At 70.5% G+C, this 19,322-nt stretch carries 14 protein-coding genes; 2 read left to right on the forward strand and 12 right to left on the reverse strand.

All coding sequences use genetic code 11. From position 1 onward, the window contains the following. Entirely contained in the window at positions 1-4,284 is a 4,284-nt protein-coding gene (locus HNR40_RS39480) for a GH92 family glycosyl hydrolase (RefSeq protein ID WP_184970777.1), read from the reverse strand. Positions 4,285-4,403: 119 nt separating this feature from the next. Here HNR40_RS39480 and HNR40_RS39485 point away from each other — a divergent pair, with 119 nt between their 5' ends. Both HNR40_RS39485 and HNR40_RS39490 read left to right on the forward strand, forming a co-directional pair. Beyond that, complete coding sequence (locus HNR40_RS39485) at positions 4,404-5,015, forward strand: TetR family transcriptional regulator (RefSeq protein WP_184970779.1); 612 nt, start codon at positions 4,404-4,406, stop codon at positions 5,013-5,015. Further along, the gene (locus HNR40_RS39490) at positions 5,012-5,932 is read left to right on the forward strand and encodes a glycoside hydrolase family 113 protein (RefSeq protein ID WP_184970780.1); all 921 of its coding nucleotides are present in this window, start codon (positions 5,012-5,014) and stop codon (positions 5,930-5,932) included. The genes HNR40_RS39485 and HNR40_RS39490 overlap by 4 nt, the downstream gene beginning before the upstream one ends. Here HNR40_RS39490 and HNR40_RS39495 read toward each other — a convergent pair. The 11 genes from HNR40_RS39495 to HNR40_RS39545 form a co-directional block, all read right to left on the reverse strand. Next, positions 5,916-6,677 carry a class I SAM-dependent methyltransferase gene (locus tag HNR40_RS39495; protein WP_184970782.1) on the reverse strand — a complete coding sequence of 254 codons (762 nt, stop codon included), beginning with the start codon at positions 6,675-6,677 and terminating at the stop codon, positions 5,916-5,918. The two genes, HNR40_RS39490 and HNR40_RS39495, sit on opposite strands and share 17 nt — an antisense overlap. Continuing rightward, entirely contained in the window at positions 6,677-7,351 is a 675-nt protein-coding gene (locus HNR40_RS39500; protein ID WP_184970783.1) for a DUF4191 domain-containing protein, read from the reverse strand. Before HNR40_RS39500 ends, HNR40_RS39495 begins: the two co-directional genes overlap by 1 nt. A 93-nt stretch (positions 7,352-7,444) precedes the next feature. Beyond that, a complete protein-coding gene (locus tag HNR40_RS39505) occupies positions 7,445-9,820 on the reverse strand; it encodes a beta-glucosidase family protein (RefSeq protein WP_312896677.1) in 2,376 nt (791 codons plus the stop codon). A 116-nt stretch (positions 9,821-9,936) separates the two neighbouring features. Continuing rightward, positions 9,937-10,866 (reverse strand): lipoyl synthase, encoded by a 930-nt coding sequence (lipA, locus tag HNR40_RS39510; RefSeq protein WP_184970785.1) that lies wholly within the window; start codon positions 10,864-10,866, stop codon positions 9,937-9,939. A 47-nt stretch (positions 10,867-10,913) separates the two neighbouring features. Continuing rightward, entirely contained in the window at positions 10,914-11,897 is a 984-nt protein-coding gene (locus tag HNR40_RS39515) for a M48 family metalloprotease (protein WP_184970788.1), read from the reverse strand. A 282-nt stretch (positions 11,898-12,179) separates the two neighbouring features. Beyond that, the gene (gene lipB, locus HNR40_RS39520; protein ID WP_184970790.1) at positions 12,180-12,854 is read right to left on the reverse strand and encodes a lipoyl(octanoyl) transferase LipB; all 675 of its coding nucleotides are present in this window, start codon (positions 12,852-12,854) and stop codon (positions 12,180-12,182) included. Between the two features lie 38 nt (positions 12,855-12,892). Further along, positions 12,893-13,630, reverse strand: a complete 738-nt coding sequence (locus HNR40_RS39525) for a Type 1 glutamine amidotransferase-like domain-containing protein (protein WP_184970792.1) — start codon at positions 13,628-13,630, stop codon at positions 12,893-12,895. A gap of 31 nt (positions 13,631-13,661) precedes the next feature. Continuing rightward, positions 13,662-14,546, reverse strand: coding sequence for a TIGR01777 family oxidoreductase (locus HNR40_RS39530; protein WP_184970794.1), 885 nt, complete (start codon positions 14,544-14,546; stop codon positions 13,662-13,664). A 379-nt stretch (positions 14,547-14,925) separates the two neighbouring features. Next, a complete protein-coding gene (sucB, locus tag HNR40_RS39535) occupies positions 14,926-16,422 on the reverse strand; it encodes a 2-oxoglutarate dehydrogenase, E2 component, dihydrolipoamide succinyltransferase (protein ID WP_184970796.1) in 1,497 nt (498 codons plus the stop codon). Positions 16,423-16,443: 21 nt separating this feature from the next. Next, complete coding sequence (gene lpdA, locus HNR40_RS39540) at positions 16,444-17,808, reverse strand: dihydrolipoyl dehydrogenase (RefSeq protein WP_184970798.1); 1,365 nt, start codon at positions 17,806-17,808, stop codon at positions 16,444-16,446. A gap of 48 nt (positions 17,809-17,856) precedes the next feature. Next, entirely contained in the window at positions 17,857-19,308 is a 1,452-nt protein-coding gene (locus tag HNR40_RS39545) for a leucyl aminopeptidase (protein WP_312896678.1), read from the reverse strand. Positions 19,309-19,322 lie beyond the last annotated feature (14 nt).

Consider the following 19,322-nt stretch of genomic DNA (forward strand, 5'->3'; position numbering starts at 1 on the left):
TCAGAGTGAACGGCACTGCCCGGTGACCGGCCCGCCCACGGTGCTGGGCAGGCCGTTGGCCGTCGGGGGTGGCTGGTTGCCCGTGCAGGTCAGCGGCCCGCGGACGGCCGAGGCGGCGATCAGCGGACCTGTGTTGCCGGTCAGCGCCGCCGGTCCGCCGACGGTCACCGCCTCCAGGGACAGCGCCGCCACGCCGGTCGCGGCGAGCGGGCCGCCGATCGACGTGCCGAGCAGTGCCACGGTTTCGGCGCCGGCCGCGCTCAGCGGGCCGCCGATCGTGGCCGAGTCCAGCGCGTACAGGCTGGCGCCCCTGCGGACGGTCACCGGTCCCGACACCTTCGCCCCGGCGGCCAGGCAGGTGACGCCGGAGCTCACCGTGAGCGGGCCGGGACGGGTGCCGGTCACGGTCTGGGTGCAGGGGGGGTCGGGCTGGGCCAGGAGTTCCAGCTCGGCCAGCGTTCCGGTGGCTGTCAGGCGGTAGTGGGCGTAACGGCCCGGGTTGGCGATCTTGAAGGGGCGGGTCTGGCGGGACCAGGTGAACGGCTCGTTCTGCCGCCGGTCGGCGACGGTCCAGGTGGCGCCGTCCAGGGAGCCCTCCAGCGTCCACGACGACGGCCCGGTCTGTCCCGAGGTGAGCGTGTAGAAGGAGACCTTCTCCCTGGTGCCCGCGCGGAGCGTGACCGGGCCTGACAGCTGCGCGGTCGTGGCCGAGGTGTCGTCCGACAGCGCGGCCGGGCCGCCGCTCACCGGGATGTCACGCAGCGGGCGCGGCGTCGCGCCGTCCGGGGTGATCGAGTTCAGCGGCTCTCCCCAGGTGGACGGCTCGGGTCCCATCGCGAAGTCCAGTACGGCGCCGCGGGCCAGCACGTCGTGCGGCAGAGACGTCGACGACCACGCCTTGCCGTTGACCTTGAGCCCCTGGACGTAGACGTTCTTCGCGCTGTTGGCCGGTGCGTTGATCACCAGGTCCCGGCCCGACGGCAGGTGGACCGTGGCCTTGGTGAACAGCGGCGAGCCGACCGTGTAGTGCGGGCTGCCGATCTGGAGCGGGTAGAAGCCGAGCGCGCCGAAGAGGTACCAGGCCGACATCTCGCCGTTGTCCTCGTCACCGGCGTAGCCCTGCCCGATCTCGCTGCCGAGGTACAGCCGGGACAGGGCCTCGCGGACCTTCGCCTGCGTCTTCCACGGCTGCCCGGCGTAGTTGTACATGTAGGGAATGTGGTGGCTGGGCTGGTTGCTGTGGCCGTACTGGCCCATGCGCACGTCCCTGGCCTCGCGCATCTCGTGGATGACGCCGTTGTACGAGCCGGGGAAGGTGGCGGTCTCCGGGCTGGTGAAGAAGTCGTCGAGCTTCTTGGCCAGGGCCGGGCGGCCGCCGTACAGGCCGGCGAGTCCCACGCCGTCTTGCGGCGCGTGGAAGGCCATGTTCCAGCCGTTGGTCTCGGTGTAGTCGTAGCCCCAGACGCGGGGGTCGTAGGTGTCCTTGGTGTGACGCCACTTGCCGGTGGAGTCGCGGCCCTGGAAGAAGCCGGTGGCGGGATCCCACATGTTCAGGTAATTAAGCGCCCGATTGCCGAAATATTCGGCTTCGTCGAGATATTTCGTCTTCTCGGCCCCGGTGGCGGTCTTGGCCAGTTCCTTGGCCATCTCCGCGATGCCGAAGTCGTTGATGTAGCCGTCCACCGCCCACGACAGGCCCTCGCCGACCTCGTTGAGCGCCGTGTACCCGCGGAAGACCGACGTGGCCATGCCCTTGCGGCCCACCGAGGCGTTCGGCGGCACCGTGGTCGCGTTGCGCAGCGCCGCCGCGTAGGCGGCCTTGGCGTCGAACCCGCGCACCCCCTTGGTGTAGGCGTCGGCGAAGGCCACGTCCGAGCTGGTGCCCACCATCAGGTCGGCGTAGCCGGGCGAGGACCAGCGCGCGATCCAGCCGCCGTCGCGATATTGCTGGACGAAGCCGTCCACCAGCTCCCCGGCCTGGGGCGACAGCAGCGCGTACGCGGGCCAGGTGGTGCGGTAGGTGTCCCAGAACCCGTTGTTGACGTAGATCTTGCCGTCCACCACCTTCGCCCCGGTCTGCGTGGGCGTGTTCTGCCCGGCCAGAGGCGAGACCGGGCTGGCGTACTTCGGCCCCTGCGGAGTGTTCTCGAAGCCCGAGTTCGGATACAGGAACAACCGGTACAGGTTGGAGTAGAGCGTGGTGAGCTGGTCATGCGAGGCGCCCTCCACCTCGATCACGCCCAGCTTGTCCTCCCACGCCCGCTTGGCCCGCGCCTTCACCGGCTCGAACCCGTCGGCGACCTCGGCCAGGTTCAGCCGCGCCTGCTCCACGCTGATGAACGAGGTGGCGATGCGCATGGTCACCTGCTTGGCGCCGAAGGCGGTGTAGCCGGTGACGTTGTCGCGGCCCGCGCCGGTCAGCTTGCCACCGGCGGTGACGGGCTGGTCGAACGTGGCGTACACGAACATCCTGGTCGCGCCCGCGGACAGTCCGCTGCGCGCGTCCGTGAAGCCGGTCACCACGCCGTCGGCGCCGACGGTGAGCCCGCCGTCGTTGTTGTAGTTGTCGAAGATCAGGCTGCCGCCGTCACCCGGGAACGTGAAGCGGAAGACCGCCGCGTGGTCGGCGGGCGCGATCTCGGTGCGGATCCCGTTCAGGAGGTCCACCCCGTAGTAGTACGGCCGCGCCGTCTCCCTGTCATGCGAGAACGGCGTCGCCCTGGCCACCCGGTCCGCGTTCGGCCTGGCCAGCAGCGACGGCATCACCTGGAACGACTGCCGGTCGCCCATCCACGGGCTCGGCTGGTGCGAGGCGGCGAACGCCTGGATGGTCGGCACGTTGTCGGCGTTGCCGTTGCGGTGGTACTCGTACAGCCACGAGTTCGACCCCGACCCGGTCATGGGGGTCCAGAAGTTGAACCCGTGCGGCACCGCCGTGGCCGGGAAGTTGTTGCCCCGTGAGAAACCGCCCGTCGAGTGCGTGCCCCGGGTGGTCAGCGCGTAGTCCGCCACGCTGCCCGGCTTGCCGTCGTCGGCCGGGGCGAGCGTGACGTCGTCCAGCCATCCCTTGAACGACAGCGGTCCCACCGGCGCGTCGAAGGCCACGAGGACGCGCTTGATCCGCTTTCCCTTGGCCACGTCCCCGACGCGTACCTTCTTGTGGTTCCACTGGTCGGCGTACAGGGTCTTGGAAACCCCTTGGGCCCGCGGGTTCAGCGTGATCCCGTGGTGGTCGGCCGCCCTGAGGTCGCTGAGGTAGGTCCCGTCGTCGAAGGCCAGATCCACCGCGCCGAAGGTGCTCGGATAGGCGAGAGACGCCCCCGTGAACTCGGGGAAGATCTTGTAGGATAGCTCGGTGTCGGCCGCCACCGCGATGTCGGTGTCGAACACCTTGTTGGTGGCCCGCCCGCCCTGCTCACGCGTGGTGCTGCCCGAGTACCGGAAGGCCTGCAGCCCCGTGTACCCGGCGCGCAGCTTGGCCGCGAACCCGCTGCCCGGCCCCGGCCCGACCACGCTGCGCATCGGCGAGGGCGGCTTCGGCGTCGTGTCCCCGTCGGACAACTGCAGCTCGGCGAGCTGCACGATCCCGCCGGACCCGATGCGGGTCACGTTCAGCCGATAGTGCAGGTACGGCGCCGCGTTCGCCACCTCGAACTCCCGCGTCTTCAGCCGTGCGTCGAACACCTCGCCCGCACGGGTGTCGACGGCCGTCCAGCTCCGCCCGTCCTGGGATCCCTCCAGAGCCCAGTCGCGCGGATCCCGCTCGGCCGCGTCGTTGGCGCTGGCCAGCGCGTAACGGACGACCTTGATCGGCTTGGTCAGCTTGACCGAGACCCAGCCGGTCGAGGTGAACACGAGCCACTTGGTGTTGACGTCCCCGTCGAGCAGGTTCTCCTTGACCTCTCCGGCCTGGGAGTACTCGCCGCTGGCCGCCACCTCGACGATCTCGTCGGTGATGTTGCCCGGAATCCCGCCCGTGCTACTCCCGGTAACCCCGTCGCCCGGCCTGCCCTCCTCGGGCGTGTTGACCCAGTCGGGCTGGGGTTGCCCCGTTTCAAAGGAGGAGTGGAACAGCGCCCCTGGCGGCGCCGCGCTGACCCGGCTCTGTCCCGCCGGCCGCTGGGCCGAGGGCTGCTCGTCGAGCGGAGCCGGATGGGTGGGGGCCGCGGACGGGGCGTCCGACGGCAGCGGTGACGGCGGTGGATCGGCCGCCGCCACCCCGGATAACCCCGCGAACACCGCCACGGCGACGGCCGTCACGACCGCCAGATGCGTTCTGCGCATACAAGCCTCCCTGACAACGTTGTCACCAGAAGAAACCGAAAAGACAACGTTGTCAATGGCCGATCCGCGAATCCATACCGGGTTTACTTTTGAACCCGGTACGCATTATCGTTCCTCTCATGGTCGGGGTGAGCAAGGAGAAGAAGGCGCAGCGGCGCAAGCACATCGGCGACACCGCGCTGCGCCTGTTCGCCGAACGAGGCTTCGAGGCCGTCACGGTCAACGAGATCGCCGAGGCCGCCGGCGTGGCCAAGGTGACGTTGTTCAACTACTTCCCGAACAAGGAGGCCCTGGTCCTCGACGGCGTGGAAGAGGACGTCGCCGGCGTCGTCGGCTGCCGCCGCCGCGGCCAGACCCCCCTGGGCGCCCTGCGCGAGCACTACCTGCTCTTCGCCGAGCACCTGGAGGCGGAGGTGGACATCCCGGAGCTCATGACCAGGATGAAAGTGATCATCGCCAGCCCCACGCTGACCGCCGCCATGCAGGAAATCCAGTACGGCCAGCGCGCCGCCCTGGCCATGGTCCTCAGCGGCCGCGACACCTGGCACCTGCCCGCCGACGACCTCACCGCCGACCTGATGGCGGCCCAGATCACCGCGACGATCCTGCTGCTGCAGGAGGCCTTCTTCGATCGCCTGGCCGGCGGCATGAGCCTGCGCGAGGCGGGGGAGTCGCTGCGTCCCGACGTGAACCGGGCCTTCGACCTGCTGGAAAGAGGACATGGGACATGAGGAAAGGCATCAACTACGACACCGGCTTCCTGCCGGAGCCCGGCACCCGAGCGGTGTTCGACCGGGAGACGGCCCGTTCCGACATGCGGGTCATCGCCGGTGACCTGCACTGCACGGCCGTACGCGTGTCCGGCAGAGATCCCGAACGGCTGAGCGTCGCGGCCGAGGAGGCCGTCGCGGCCGGGCTGGAGGTCTACTTCGCGCCGTTCCCGGTGGACCTGTCCACGGCCGAGATGCTCGACCTCTACGCCGAGTGCGCCCGCCGCGCCCAGGCGCTCGACGGCCGGACGATCCTGGTCACCGGCTGCGAGACCAGCGCCTTCGGCCAGGGGTTCATGCCCGGCGACACCTACTCGGAGCGCCTGGAGCTGATGGCCGACGAGGAGAGCGCCTGGTGGGAGGACCTCGGCCCGATCATCGAGCGGCTCGACGCCTTCCTGGCCGAGGCGGCCCAGACGGTCCGCAAGCACTTCGACGGCCCGGTCACCTATGCCAGCGCGCCGTGGGAGCCCATCGACTGGACGCCGTTCGACCTGGTCGGCGTCGACGCCTACCGCGCGGCGTACAACCAGGAGAGCTTTCCCGAGGAGATCCGCGCGCACGCCCGCCACGGCAAGCCGGTCGTGGTGACCGAGTTCGGCACCTGCGCCTACCAGGGCGCCGGTCTGCTCGGCGGCATGGCCTGGCAGCCGCCCGCGGACGCCGTACCCGATGAGCAGGAGCAGGTCCGCTACCTCGAGGACCTGATGGACGTCTTCGAGCGGGAGGGCGTCGACACCGCGCTGTGGTTCACCTTCGCCGGCTACACCCGCCAGAACGCCGCCGACCTCGGCTCCTACGGCGTGGTCAGGATGCTCGACGACACCCGCTGGGAGCCGAAGGCGGTCTTCCACGCCATGGCTAGGCGCTACAGCTGAAGATCGCGGTGCCGGGCAGGTTGCGCCCGCGCAACGGGCTCCAGCCACCCCACACCCGCTCGTGCCCCGGCGGCCACTCGGGCTCGACCAGCCCGTCGATCCGCAGCTCAGCCGCGGCCATGAACCCGATCCAGTCGCCCAGCGTGCGGTGGTGCTCGACGTAGGTGACCTCGCCGCGCTCCCCGGTCTCGGTGTACGGCGTGCGGTCGAAGTACGACCGGTCAGAGGTCAGCCCCCGAGGCCCGGGATCATCGGGGAACGCCCACCGGATCGGATGGCTCACCGAGAAGACGAACCGCCCGCCCGGCCGCAGCACCCGGCGCACCTCACGGAAGACGGAAGCCGGATCGGCCACGAACGGCAGCGCCCCGAACGCCGAGCAGACCAGGTCGAACCGGGCGTCGAGGAACGGCAGCGCCTCGGCGTCCGCCTGGACGGCCGGAACCGTCACCCCGGTCTCCAGGTCGATGCGCTGGGAATGGCGCAGCTGCCGGTGGGAGATGTCGAAGGCGGCCACCCGGGCGCCCTGCCCGGCCAGCCACCGCGCGCACTGCGCGGCCCCGCACCCGATCTCCAGGATCTCGCGCCCGCGCACCTCGCCCAGCAGCCGGGCGTCGGCCTCGTCGAGACCCTCCGGGCACCACACGAACCGCGCGTCGCCGAGGAAGGGGCCGTGCTCGACCTGGTAGTCGTCGGCGTTGCCGTCCCACCACCAGCGGTTGGCCCGCGACGACTGCGACAGCACTAGCGCATCTTGGGGCCGCGCGGGACCCGCGCGCCCTTGGGCATCGGGCCCTTGGGCAGCGGCATGTTCTTGGGCAGCGAGCGCAGCCGGTCCTTGACCTCGTTGACCGCGGGCTTCTTCAGGTTGCGCGGCAGCTTCATGATGTGCCGCTGCAGCTTGGCCAGCGGGATCTGGCCCTCGCCGTCACCGCACTGGAGGTCGTAGATCTCGATGCCGAGCGCCACTCGGGACAGGCGCTTCTTCTCCGCGGTGAGCATCTTGGCCACCCGGTTGCCGGGACCTTCCGAGACCAGCACGACGCCGGGGAAGCCGACGACCATGTGGATCAGGTCCTGGTCGCGGTTGACCGAGATGGCCGGGGTGACCTGCCAGTTGCCGCGCATCCCCTGCAGGACCGCGGCGGCGGCGCCGGTCTGCCCGTGCAGGATGGAGTACTGGGCCCGCTGGGCGAGCTGGCCGAAGACCACCAGGCCGACGGTGAAGGCCAGCATGATGCCGAGGATGATCGAATAGATCAGCTGGTCGATGACCAGGCCGATGACGACGGCCACGGCCAGGGTGGCGACCGCCGAGAGAAAGACGATCGGCAGCCCCTTGGGGTTGGCCTGCTTGATGATCTGCGCGATCATGCGGAGCTGCTTGATACGCCCCGGCTTCTCTTCTGCGGTTGCCATGCTCTGAAGGATACAAAGCCCAGCCCCCTGAGATGAAAACGTGACCACACAAAAGGGGCGCGCCCAAACCGGGCACGCCCCTTTTTCTCGGTCTCAGACGCTGATGTCCGCCGTCAGCCTCCGGTCGGCGAAGCTGGCTCCGACCTCGACCGTGTACGCGCCGGGCACGGTGGTCCAGCCGTCCTCGCCCCACTCCTGGAACGTGCGCTCGGGCAGGAAAACCGTGCTCACGACGGTCTCCCCGGGTCCCGCCTCGACCACCGCGAACCCGGCCAGCCAGCGCGCCGGCCGCTCACCGGGCCCGGCCGGAGCCACGTACACCTGCACGACCTCCCGCCCGCGCCGCTCACCGGTGTTGGTGACGGAAACCGTGACCGATTCGGTGTTGGCGTCCACGGCGTCGTAGGTCCACGACGTGTACCCGAGGCCGTGCCCGAACCAGAAGGCCGGAGCCCGCCCGGACTTCTCCCAGCCCCGGTAGCCGATGAAGGCGCCCTCGTCGTACGGCACCGCCCCGTCCCGCGGCGTGACGTCGACCACCGGGCTGTCCTCCAGCGACACCGGCCAGGTCGTGGGCAGCCGCCCGCCCGGCTCGGCGTCGCCGAACAGCACGTCGGCCAGCGCCAGCCCGGCCTCCTGACCGGGGAACCAGGTCAGCAGCACGGCCGCCACGTCACCCGCCCAAGGCATCTCGACGGGGGAGCCGGCGTTGACCACGACCACCGTGCGCGGGTTGGCCGCGGCCACGGCGGCGATCAGCTCGTCCTGGCGGCCGGGCAGCTTGAGGTCCTTGCGGTCGAAGCCCTCGCTCTCCACCTCCAGCGTGGTCGAGGCCACCACCACGGCCACGTCGCTCTCGGCGGCCAGCCGCGCCGCCTCGGCCAGCAGCTCGTCCTCGCCCGCCGACGGGTTGGCGTGCCCGATCGCGAACATGATCAGCGTCATCCCGGCGAAGCTGGCCACCTCGTGCTGGCGCAGCGACAGCTCGACGCTCTGGCCGGCCTCCAGCACGTGCGTGAAGCGCCGCTCGGGCGCGTGCAGCAGCGCGGCCCCCGGGTCGTCGCCCTCGAAGAGGATCGCGTCGTCGAACACGGTCGTGCCGTCGATCGTGAAGGTGTAGCGGCCGACACCCGTGACCGAGAACTGGTGCTCCCCGGCGACGTCCGCCGTGTAGCCGGCGCGCAGTTCCACCGCGGCCAGCCGGTCGAGGTCCACGCCCGCCGGCGGCTGGCCCACCCAGCGCGCCTCGGCGATCGGCACCGCCGCCTCGGCCAGCAGTTCTCCTTCGCCGTCCAGGAAGAGCGCGGTGGCGGGGGCGTTGAGCGGCGAGAAGCGCAGCCGGGGGTCGGTGCCCAGCGCGTAGCGCACCTCGACGCCGTCCCGCTCACTCAGCCCCTGCAGCGGCGAGACGATCCGGTCGGGGAAGACCTGGGCGCTGCCGCCGCCCATGATCCGCGCCTCGTCGGCCGCCGACCCGATGAGCGCGAGCGTCCGCACGCCCGCGAACGGCAGCACCGCGCCCTCGTTTCTGAGCAGCGTGAACGACCGCGCGGCCACCTCGCGCGCGAGCGCCACCCCGTCGATCGAGTCCACCGATCCGCCGGTACGGCCCGCGCCCCCGCCGAGCGCGCCGGTGCGCTGAGCCAGCCGCAGGATGCGGCGGACCCGGTCGTCCACGGCCGACTCCGGCACCCGCCCCTCGCGGACCGCGGCCTCCAGCTTCTCGCCCCACGGCCCGTTCGGACCGGGCATGGCCACGTCGGTGCCGCCGAGCGCGGCCGCCTCGGTGGAGCGCACCGCCGTCCAGTCGGACACCACGTACCCGTCGAAGCCCCACTCGTCCTTCAACACCCCGTTGACCAGGTCGGAGTGCTCGGTCATGGTCGTGCCGTTGACCGAGTTGTAGGCGCTCATGAGACCCCACGCGCCCGCCCGCACGACCCGCTCGAACGGCGCCAGATACATCTCCCGCAGCACCTTGTCGGGCACCTTGACGTTGACGGTGAAGCGGTCGGTCTCGAAGTCGTTGGCCACGAAGTGCTTGGGCGTGGTGCCGACCCCGCCGTCCTGGACGCCCTCGACGTAGGCCGCGCCGACCTCCCCGGTGAGGAACGGGTCCTCGGAGAAGCACTCGAAGTGCCGTCCGCCCAGCGGCGTGCGGTGCAGGTTGATGGTCGGAGCCAGCAGCACGTGGACGCCCTTGCGCCGGGCCTCCTGGGCGAGCAGCCTGCCGACCCGCCTGACCAGGTCGACGTCCCACGTCGCGGCCAGCGCGGTGGGGCTGGGCAGGGCGATCGACGGGTCCACGGCGCTCCACTGCTCGCCGCGTACGCCGATCGGGCCGTCGCTCATCACGAGCCGGTCGAGCCCGATCTCGGGGATCGCGGGCAGCGACCACATGTCGGCCCCGGTGAGCAGGCGGATCTTGGTGCTGAGATCCAGCTTGTTGATCAGTTCGTCGAAATCCACCCCGTCAGTGTTAACCAGAAAACCGACCGAGAGCTAGGTTTGTTACCTTTGCGTTACATAGAGGGCACGAAAAAACCGCACCCCTCGGTGAGGGACGCGGTTTCCGGCCGGCTGGATCAGGCGCTCTGCCGCGCCTCGATCGCCTGCTTGTAGAGCTTGCCCGCCCGGTACGACGAGCGGACCAGCGGACCCGACAGCACACCGGCGAAGCCGATCGCCTCGGCCTCGGCCTGCAGCTCCACGAACTCCTCCGGCTTCACCCAGCGCTCCACCGGGTGGTGGCGCGGCGTGGGCCGCAGGTATTGCGTGATCGTGAGCAGGTCGGTGCCGGCCTCGTGAAGGTCGCGCATCGCCTGCACGATCTCCTCGCGCTCCTCGCCCATGCCCAGGATCAGGTTGGACTTGGTCACCAGCCCCGCCTCGCGGGCCATCGTGATGACGCCGAGCGAACGCTCGTACCGGAAGGCCGGTCTGATCCGCTTGAAGATGCGCGGCACGGTCTCGACGTTGTGCGCGAACACCTCCGGCTCGCTGGAGAAGACCTCCTCCAACTGGTCGCGGTCGCCGTTGAAGTCGGGCACCAGCAGCTCGACGCCGCAGCCGGGCAGCAGGGTGTGGATCTGCCTGGCCGTCTCGGCGTAGAGCCAGGCGCCGCCGTCGGGCAGGTCGTCACGGGCGACGCCGGTCACGGTCGCGTAGCGCAGGCCCATCTGCTGGACCGACTCGGCGACCCTGCGCGGCTCGTCCCTGTCATATTCCTTGGGCTTGCCCGTGTCGATCTGGCAGAAGTCGCACCGGCGGGTGCACTGGTCGCCGCCGATGAGGAAGGTCGCCTCGCGATCTTCCCAGCACTCGTAGATATTGGGACAGCCCGCCTCTTCACAGACCGTGTGCAGGCCCTCCCGGCGCACGAGCGATTTGAGCTCGGTGTACTCGGGGCCCGTCTTCAGCTTGGTCTTGATCCACGGGGGCTTGCGCTCGATAGGGGTCTCGGCGTTGCGCACCTCCAAGCGGAGGAGCTTTCGGCCTTCAGGGGCAACGGTCACGGACCCAGCTTACGTCCCCGGGAGAACATCCCATGACCCGACCTGTATCACGAAATCAGCCCGAACCCGCGGATGGCCCGCGTGTAGTGCTTCAGCAACTCCGCGTCGATCAGCTCCGACTCCCGCGCCCCCAGCAACTCCGACCCCGGCGCCGACGTCAGCACACCGTCGTCGGACAGCCTGGCCCTGGTCAGCGCGTCCTGCCTGATCTCCGCGACACTCTCCCCGCGCAGCGCCGCCGCCTGGATCGGCGCGAGATAGCGGCCGCTCGCCATCAGGTCCTCAAGCTCGTCCAGCTCCTCCGCCGACGTCACCCTGGCCGTCAACGCCCGCCTTTCCTCTTTGGTACGGCTGTCGCCCGCGCGTACCAGTCGGGTCAGCGCGTACTCGGCCAGCAGCACCGGGCCGCCCAGCACCCGCCCGAAGATCCGCCCGAGCAGTCCCGCCGCCTCGTAGGAGGCGCCCGGCGCGTGCATCACGCCCAGCGACGCCCGGTCCATGACCACCCGGGCCTCCTCGCGCTGCTTGAGCGGCGCCGCGCCGACCAGCCCCATCCGCCACTCGGCCAGCGTCGACAACGCCTCCCCGACGATGAGCCCCTCGCCGATCTTGCCCGCGGCGTAGGCCCTGGCCAGCAGCGTCACCCGCTGCCTCGGCGTCAGTGCCAGCCACAGCGGCAGCCCGACGACCATCACCGGGGTCCGCCGCAGCCCGATCCGCGTGGAGGTGGCGTCGACGCCCAGATCCATGATGGCCACGGTGGCGGGCCGCTTGACGGCCAGCGCGTCGGCTACCCGGGCGGCGGCGCCGTAAAGCTCGGGAGCGGACGAAGGCGCCAGCACCTCGGCATCGGCGGACAGCCGCCCCAGCCTCGGCCGCAACATGACCCCGACCGCCAGCAGAAGAGCCCCGGCCACCCAGGCGGGGACCTCGCCCGGGTTGAACACGATGAGCGCACCGCCCGCCAGAACGAAGGCCAGGGTCAGCGCGTGAACGATCAGCGACAGCACGAGAGCCAAGAGACGCTTCACAGGCCCGATCGTAGAAACGCCTTATCCGGAATCAACCGCAATTAGATGCCGATTCGATTACCAGCCCGACATTTCCCCACCCACCCAGCCGCACCCGGCCCGCAGCCCACTCCCGGGTCAGCCCCACGCCCCTCGACCCCACCCCCGCCCGGCCACCCCTGCCTCATCCGGTCAAGCCTGCGACCTTCCGGTGTCTGAACCTGCGGCCCATGCCTTGGGGTTTGGCCCACTTGGCTCGGCCATCCGGGCTTGTCGGGTCAGGCGCATCCCGTCCCGGGTGGGTTAGCGGTGGCGGAGGAGGTCTTCTTCGTGGACGTCGTAGGACTCGAGGCCGAGCACGTCCGCCAGCCTCTTCTCCATGATCGGCATGACCTCCTCGACCACGATGCGGCGGCCGGTCTCGGCGGAGAGGGTGGAGACGCCGGCGCCCGGGATGCCGCACGGGTCGATGCGGTTGAACCAGCGCGGGTCGTTGGCGCAGTTGAGGGCGAAGCCGTGCATGGCCACCCCGCGCGTCACCCGGATGCCGACCGCGCCGAGCATGCGGTCCGGCAGGCCCAGGGCGGCGTCCCCGACCGCCCACACCCCGCCCCTGCGCGGCACCCGCCGCGCGCTGACCCCGAAGTCGGCGCAGACCAGCACCATGGCCTCTTCGAGCCGGCGCACGTACTCGTTGACGTCGGAGACCGCCACGATCGGGTACCCGACCAGCTGGCCGGGCCCATGCCAGGTGATCCGGCCACCCCGGTCGACGTCGATGACCGGGGTGCCGTCGGCGGGGCGCTCGTGCGGGGCGGTGCGCTTGCCCGCGGTGTAGACGGGCGCGTGCTCCAGGATCAGGGCGGTGTCGCCCAGCTCTCCGGCGAGATGCTTCTCGTGCACCCAGCGCTGGAGGTTCCAGGCCTGCTCGTAGGGGACATCGACACCGAGCCGCACAATGGCCAAGGCGTGGCGCATGTGTCCATTGTGCCGTTCCCTCACCTATGAAGGGTAATTCAGGACGTCAGCAGCCGGGGCTCGATCCGCAACTCCTTCACGCCGCCGTCGCCGTCGTGCTCCAGGCGGTAGGCGTAGCCCCTGGGGTCGGCGGTGACCGCCTGGATGAACTCGGTGCCCACGTAATGCAGGCCGACGCCCTCGTCGGCGGCGTACCCGCCGGGCAGCTCGCCGGACGCCACCGAGGCCTGCAGCATCTCGCGGCGCTGCGGCTCGGAGTTGTAGTGCACGCCGCACGAGTAGGGGAGCAGGCCCATGCCCTCCGCCCATACGTGCAGGTCGGGGCCGAAGGAGTCGGTGTTGCCGCCCACGTGCCAGCAGAGGGCGCCGGCGCTCTGCCCGGACAGCACCACGCCGGACTGCCAAGCCTCCTCCAGCATCTCGTCGTAGCCGTGCAGCCGCCACAACGCCATGAGGTTGGCGACGCTGCCGCCGCAGACGTAGATCATGTCCTGATCGAGCATCCACGCCCGCGGGTCCTCCCGGTTGGGCATGGGGAACACCGTCAAGTGGCTCACCTCGACATCCCAGTGGGAGAAGGCGCCGTACATCTTCAGCAACCAGTCGGCGTCATCGCCCATCGCCGTGGCGATAAGTCCCAGCTTGGGACGGTCCTGCCCGGTGAGGTCGAGTCCGTAGCGCAGCAGCGGGCTGGCTTCGATGAAGCCGTGGCGCCGCGTCTGGCGGAACGATCCACCACCGATGGCAAGGATGTGTGACTGGCCGGTTCTGGTCATGACTGTGCTCCCCCACATCGTGTCGGACAGACTAGAGTACGGCGGCCAGTGCCTGATCGAGACGCGTATGGATGAAGCCATAGCCGCTGTCCACCAGCTTCTTCGGCACGATGCGGTGGCTCGGGAGCAGCGCCTCCTTGGCGAATTCGCCCAGCCCCAGCTCCAGCGCGAACCCCGGCACCCCTATCGGCATCGTCGGCCGCCGGAGCGCCCGTCCAAGAGTTTTGGTGAACTCCGCGTTGGTCAGGGGAGAAGGCCCCACAAGGTTCACCGGTCCCGAGATTTCCCGATTTTCCAGGACATGGAGCACGGAACCCACCCAATCCTCCGCGGCAATCCACGACCAATACTGCCGCCCAGAGCCCAGCGGAGCCCCCAGCCCCATCCGGAAGATCGGCAACATGGGCCCCAGTGCCCCGCCCTTCCCGCTCAGCACCAGCCCCGTCCGAAGCTGCACATTCCGCACGGACGCCCCCCGAGCCGACCCCTCCCAGGCCTCGCAGAGCCGGGCAAGAAACCCAGTCCCCAGCGGCGCACCCTCATCAATCACCCGATCCCCGGTATCCCCGTAAAAATCCACCCCAGAGGCCGAAACCAACACCTCAGGCGGCACCGAAAGCCCCCGGATCGCCTCGACCAGCGTGTCCGTGCTACGCACCCGGCTCTCAACCAGCAGCCTCTTGTACGCCCCGCTCCACCGCTTCCCGGCGATAGAAGCCCCAGCCAGATGCACAACCCCACTAACCCCGTCGAACACCCCCGGATCAACAACGCCGGCACCCGGATCCCAGAAGGACTCATGCTCCGCCCGCACCGGCCGCCGCACCAGCTGCCGCACCTCGTGCCCACGCTCCCGAAGCGCCCCCATCAACGCCGGCCCAAGCAGCCCAGAACCCCCGGTAACGATGATCACCATGCCCCCACCCTACGCTCCACCACCCCACCAATCCCGCTACGCGCCTCCGACCAGCAAGGGCGCGGTGCGCAGCGCGGCGTGGTGTGGGCCGCAGGCCGGGGTGTGTGGCGCCGCGCGGTGGGGTGTGGTGCGGTGGGGCTCGGCGCCCTCGTGCGGTGCTCAGCCTGGCCATGGTGGCCGGTCAATCGTGCCTTGTGACGGCGGGAACCCCGTCCGACTGCCGGCCGCTCGGACGAGGCCGCCCGCCCACGGCGGCGGTCGGTGGCCTGCTGGGCTTGCCGTAACGGAAAAGGCACCGGAAAGGACCGCACAGAGAAACGCACGGAGAAAACGCAAAGGGCCGTCCGACGGAGCGTCGGACGGCCCTTCTAGCGAGCTACTACGCCAGGCCCAGCTGCGCCTCGAAGCGGCCTTCTTCGAGGCGACGCTTGATCGTCGTCAGGAAGCGGGCCGCGTCGGCGCCGTCGACGAGCCGGTGGTCGTAGGTGAGAGCCAGGTACACCATCGAACGCACCGCGATGACCTCGCCCTCAGGCGTGTCCACCACCACGGGACGCTTGACGACCGCGCCGGTGCCCAGCATGCCGACCTGCGGCTGGTTGAGGATCGGCGTGTCGAACAGGGCACCGCGGCTGCCGGTGTTGGTGAGCGTGAAGGTGCCGCCGGTGATCTCGTCGGGCGTCACCTGGTTGTTGCGGGTGCGCTCGGCGAGGTCGGTGACCTTGCGGGCCAGCCCGGCCAGGTTGAGGTCGCCGGCGTTCTTGACGACGGCGGCCAGCAGGCCGCGCTCGGTGTCCACCGCGACGCCGAGGTTCTCGACGTCGAAGTAGGTCACCTCGTTGGTCTCGTTGTTGATCGTGGCGTTGAGCTTGGGGTGCTGCTTGAGCGCCTCGACCGTGGCCATCGCGAAGAACGGGGTGAAGGTCAGCTTCACGCCCTCGCGGCGCAGGAAGTCGTCCTTCGCCTTGGCCCGCAGGCGGGCGATCTTCGTGACGTCCACCTCGACGACCGAGGTGAGCTGCGCCGCCGTCTGCAGCGACTCCACCATGCGCTTGGCGATCGTCTGACGCAGCCGCGTCATCTTCTCGGTACGGCCCCGCAGCGTCGTGTCCACCTCGACCGGCTCGGGCGAGGCGCTGACCGGAGCGGCCGGAGCCTGCGCGGCCGGGGCAGCGGCGGCGGCCGGAGCCTGGGCAGCCGGAGCGGCCGGGGCGGCGGCGGGAGCGGGCGCCGGGGCGGCGGCCTCGCGCTGGGACTTGGCGGCCTCCAGCACGTCCTGCTTGCGGATGCGGCCACCCACGCCGGTGCCCGAGATCGCCTCCAGGTCCACGCCGTGCTCGTTGGCCAGCTTGCGCACCAGCGGCGTCACGTACGGGCTCTCACCCGACGAAGACAGCGGAGCCTGGGCCTGCGCGGGCGCCGGAGCCGGAGCGGCGGGCTGCGCCGGAGCGGCGGGCGCGGGAGCCGGAGCGGCGGGAGCCTCGGCAGCCGGAGCCTGGGCGGCGGGCGCCGGGGCCTGAGCGGGCGCCGGGGCGGGGGCCGGGGTGGGCTCGGGCTGCGGGATCGAAGAGGCGGGAGCCTGCTCCGGCTGCGGCGCGGGGGCCTCCTCGGCCGGGGCCGCCGGGGCGCCCGCCTGGCCGTTCTCGTCGATGATCGCCAGCTCGGCCCCGACCTCGACGGTCTCGTCCTCAGCCACAACGATCTTGGTGATGACGCCCGCGGACGGCGACGGGATCTCGGTGTCGACCTTGTCGGTCGACACTTCGAGGAGCGGCTCGTCAGCCTCGACGCGCTCGCCCTCCTTCTTCAGCCAACGGGTTACCGTGCCCTCGGTGACGCTCTCGCCGAGCTGGGGCATCTGTACGGAGACCGGCATGGGTATGTCTTCCTCGAGTTCTTAGTTGTGGACGTGCAGGGGCTTGCCGGCCAGTGCCAGCATCGCCTCGCCCATGGCTTCTGACTGGGTGGGATGCGCGTGGATGAGCTGGGCGACCTCTGCTGGCAGCGCCTCCCAGTTGTAGATGAGCTGAGCCTCGGTGACGAGCTCGCCGATGCGGCGCCCGACCATGTGGACGCCCACGACCGGGCCGTCCTTCTGGGCGAGCACCTTGACGGCTCCGGAGGTGCCGAGGATCTGGCTCTTGGGGTTGCCCGCGAGGTCGTAGACCTGCTCGACGATCTCGATGCCCCGGTCGGCGGCCTGCTTGGAGGTGATGCCGACGGAGGCGACCTCGGGGTCGGAGTAGGTGATCCGCGGCACGCCCGCGTAGTCGATGGGCGGCGGGTTGAGCCCGGCGATGTGCTCGGCCACCAGGATGCCCTCGGCGAAGCCCGCGTGGGCCAGCTGCGGGGTGTCGATCAGGTCGCCGATGGCGTAGACGCCGGGGACGGAGGTCTGGCAGTGCTGGTCGACCACGACGGTGCCGCGCTCGATCTGGACGCCTTGCTCCTCGAAGCCCATGCCGGCCGAGACGGCGCCGCGGCCGACGGCCACGAGCAGTTGCTCGGCGTCGAGCGTCTTGCCGTTGGCGAGCGTCACCACCACGCCGGTGTCGGTGGTCTTGGCGCTGTCGAAGAAGACGCCGAGCTCGTACTTGATGCCGCGCCGGCGGAAGGCCCGCTCCAGCAGCTTGGAGCTGGACTCCTCCTCGGTCGGCAGCAGGTGCGGCAGCGCCTCGACGATGGTCACCTCGGCGCCGAACGAGCGGTAGACGCTGGCCAGCTCGACGCCGATGACGCCGCCGCCCAGCACGACGACCGAGCTCGGCACGCGCTCCATCACCAGCGTGTGCTCGCTGGTGATGACGCGCTCGCCGTCGATCTGCAGGCCGGGCAGCGACTTGGGCGCCGACCCCGTGGCGAGGACGACGGCGCCGCCCTCGTAGACCTCGGAGCCGACCTGGACGCGGTTGGCGCCGGCCAGGCGCCCCTCGCCCTCGACGACCGTCACACCGGCCGACTTCAGCAGGCCCTGCACGCCCTTCCAGGCACGCGTGACGATCTTGTCTTTGAAGGCGTGGACGCCGGGCACGTCGATGCCCTCGAAGCGCGCCTTGACGCCGAAGGACTCGCTCTCGCGGGTCTCGTCGGCGACCTCCGCCGAATGCAGGAGGGCCTTGGTGGGGATGCATCCCCGGTGCAGGCAGGTGCCGCCGATCTTGTCTCGTTCGATCAGGGCGACCGACTTGCCCAACTCGGCCGCCCGGAGCGCGCAGGCGTAACCGCCGCTGCCGCCACCTAGGACGACGATGTCGTAGGCCACAGGAAGGCTCCTTGTCGGGATCGTGATGCCGTCATCTTTTCATTTGTTTCAGGCGCTCGCGTGCCGCTCTGCGAGTCCGATGAGCGTCCGGGTGATGGCGCCGGTGCCGCCCTTGGGGGTGTAGCCGTGCGGCTCGCCCTTGTTGAAGGCGGGTCCGGCCATGTCGATGTGCGCCCACTTGACGCCGTCGGGCACGAACTCCTTGAGGAAGATTCCCGCGGCCAGCATGCTGCCCCAGCGCTCCGGCTGGAGGTTGGCGATGTCGGCGATGGGGGAGTCGAGGCCCTTGCGCAGTTCCTCGGGGAGCGGCATGCCCCAGGCGCCCTCGCCGACGGAGCCGGCCACGTCGACGACCAGTTCGCGCAGGTCGTCGTCGTTGGACATGACGCCGGCGGTGCGCCAGCCGAGCGCGACGATCTGGGCGCCGGTCAGCGTGGCCACGTCCACGATGACGTCGGGCTCGTCCTCGGCGGCGCGGGCGATGCCGTCCATGAGGACCAGGCGGCCCTCGGCGTCGGTGTCGAGCACCTCGACGGTCTTGCCGCTGTAGCTGTGGATGATGTCGGAGGGGCGCTGGGCGGTGCCGCTGGGCATGTTCTCGGCGAGGCAGAGGTAGCCGACCGCGTTGACCTTGAGGCCGAGCTTGGCGATGCCGAGCAGGGCGCCGAGGACCGCACCCGCGCCGCCCATGTCAGACTTCATCCAGTCCATGGAGGCGGACGGCTTGAGGTTGAGCCCGCCGGTGTCGAACGTGATGCCCTTGCCGACGAAGGCCAGCGTCTTGGCGGCGTCGGCGTGGCTGTAGGACAGGCGTACCAGGCGGGGCGGGTTGACCGAGCCCTGGCCGACGGCGACGAGGCCGCCGAAGCCGCCGTTCCTGAGCTGGACCTCGTCGAGCACCTCGACGTTCAGCCCGGCCTTGCCGCCCTCCTCCTCGGCGATCTCGGCGAAGCGCGCCGGGAACAGGTCGGACGGCGGGGTGTTGACCAGGTCGCGGACCAGCGAGACGGACTCGGCCAGGACGCCGGCGCGCTCGGCGGCGCCGGCGGTCTCGGCGGCCAGCACGGTCAGCTCGCCGACCGGGTTCTTCTGCTCGCCGTTGGTGCGGTAGCGGGCGAAGGAGTAGGCGCCGAGCAGCCCGCCGAGCGCGACTGCCTCGGGCTCGCCGCCGAGCGCGAGCGCGGCGCGCGCGGTTCCGGCCAGCGACCGTACGGCGGCGCCGGCGGCCCGTCGTAGCGCCTCGGCGTCGGGGTCGTCGCCCAGCCCGATGGCGACCAGGAGCGGCGCGGTGATGGCGCCGAACGCCGGGATCTTGGCCAGTTCGCCGGCCTTGCCGGTGAAGCCCACCGCGGCGAGCGAGGCGGTCAGCTTCCCGCCGAAAGCGGCGTCGAGCCCTTCGGCGACGGGGCGTGGGCCCTCAGCGCCGGGGTGGAAACCGACGATCAGTGCGTCGGTGTCGAACGAGACGGGATCTGCTGAGTTCAGCCGCACAGTGGTCACGTAAACCGATGCTA

It is taken from the genome of Nonomuraea endophytica (assembly GCF_014203235.1).
GTDB classification, from domain to species: Bacteria; Actinomycetota; Actinomycetes; order Streptosporangiales; family Streptosporangiaceae; genus Nonomuraea; species Nonomuraea endophytica.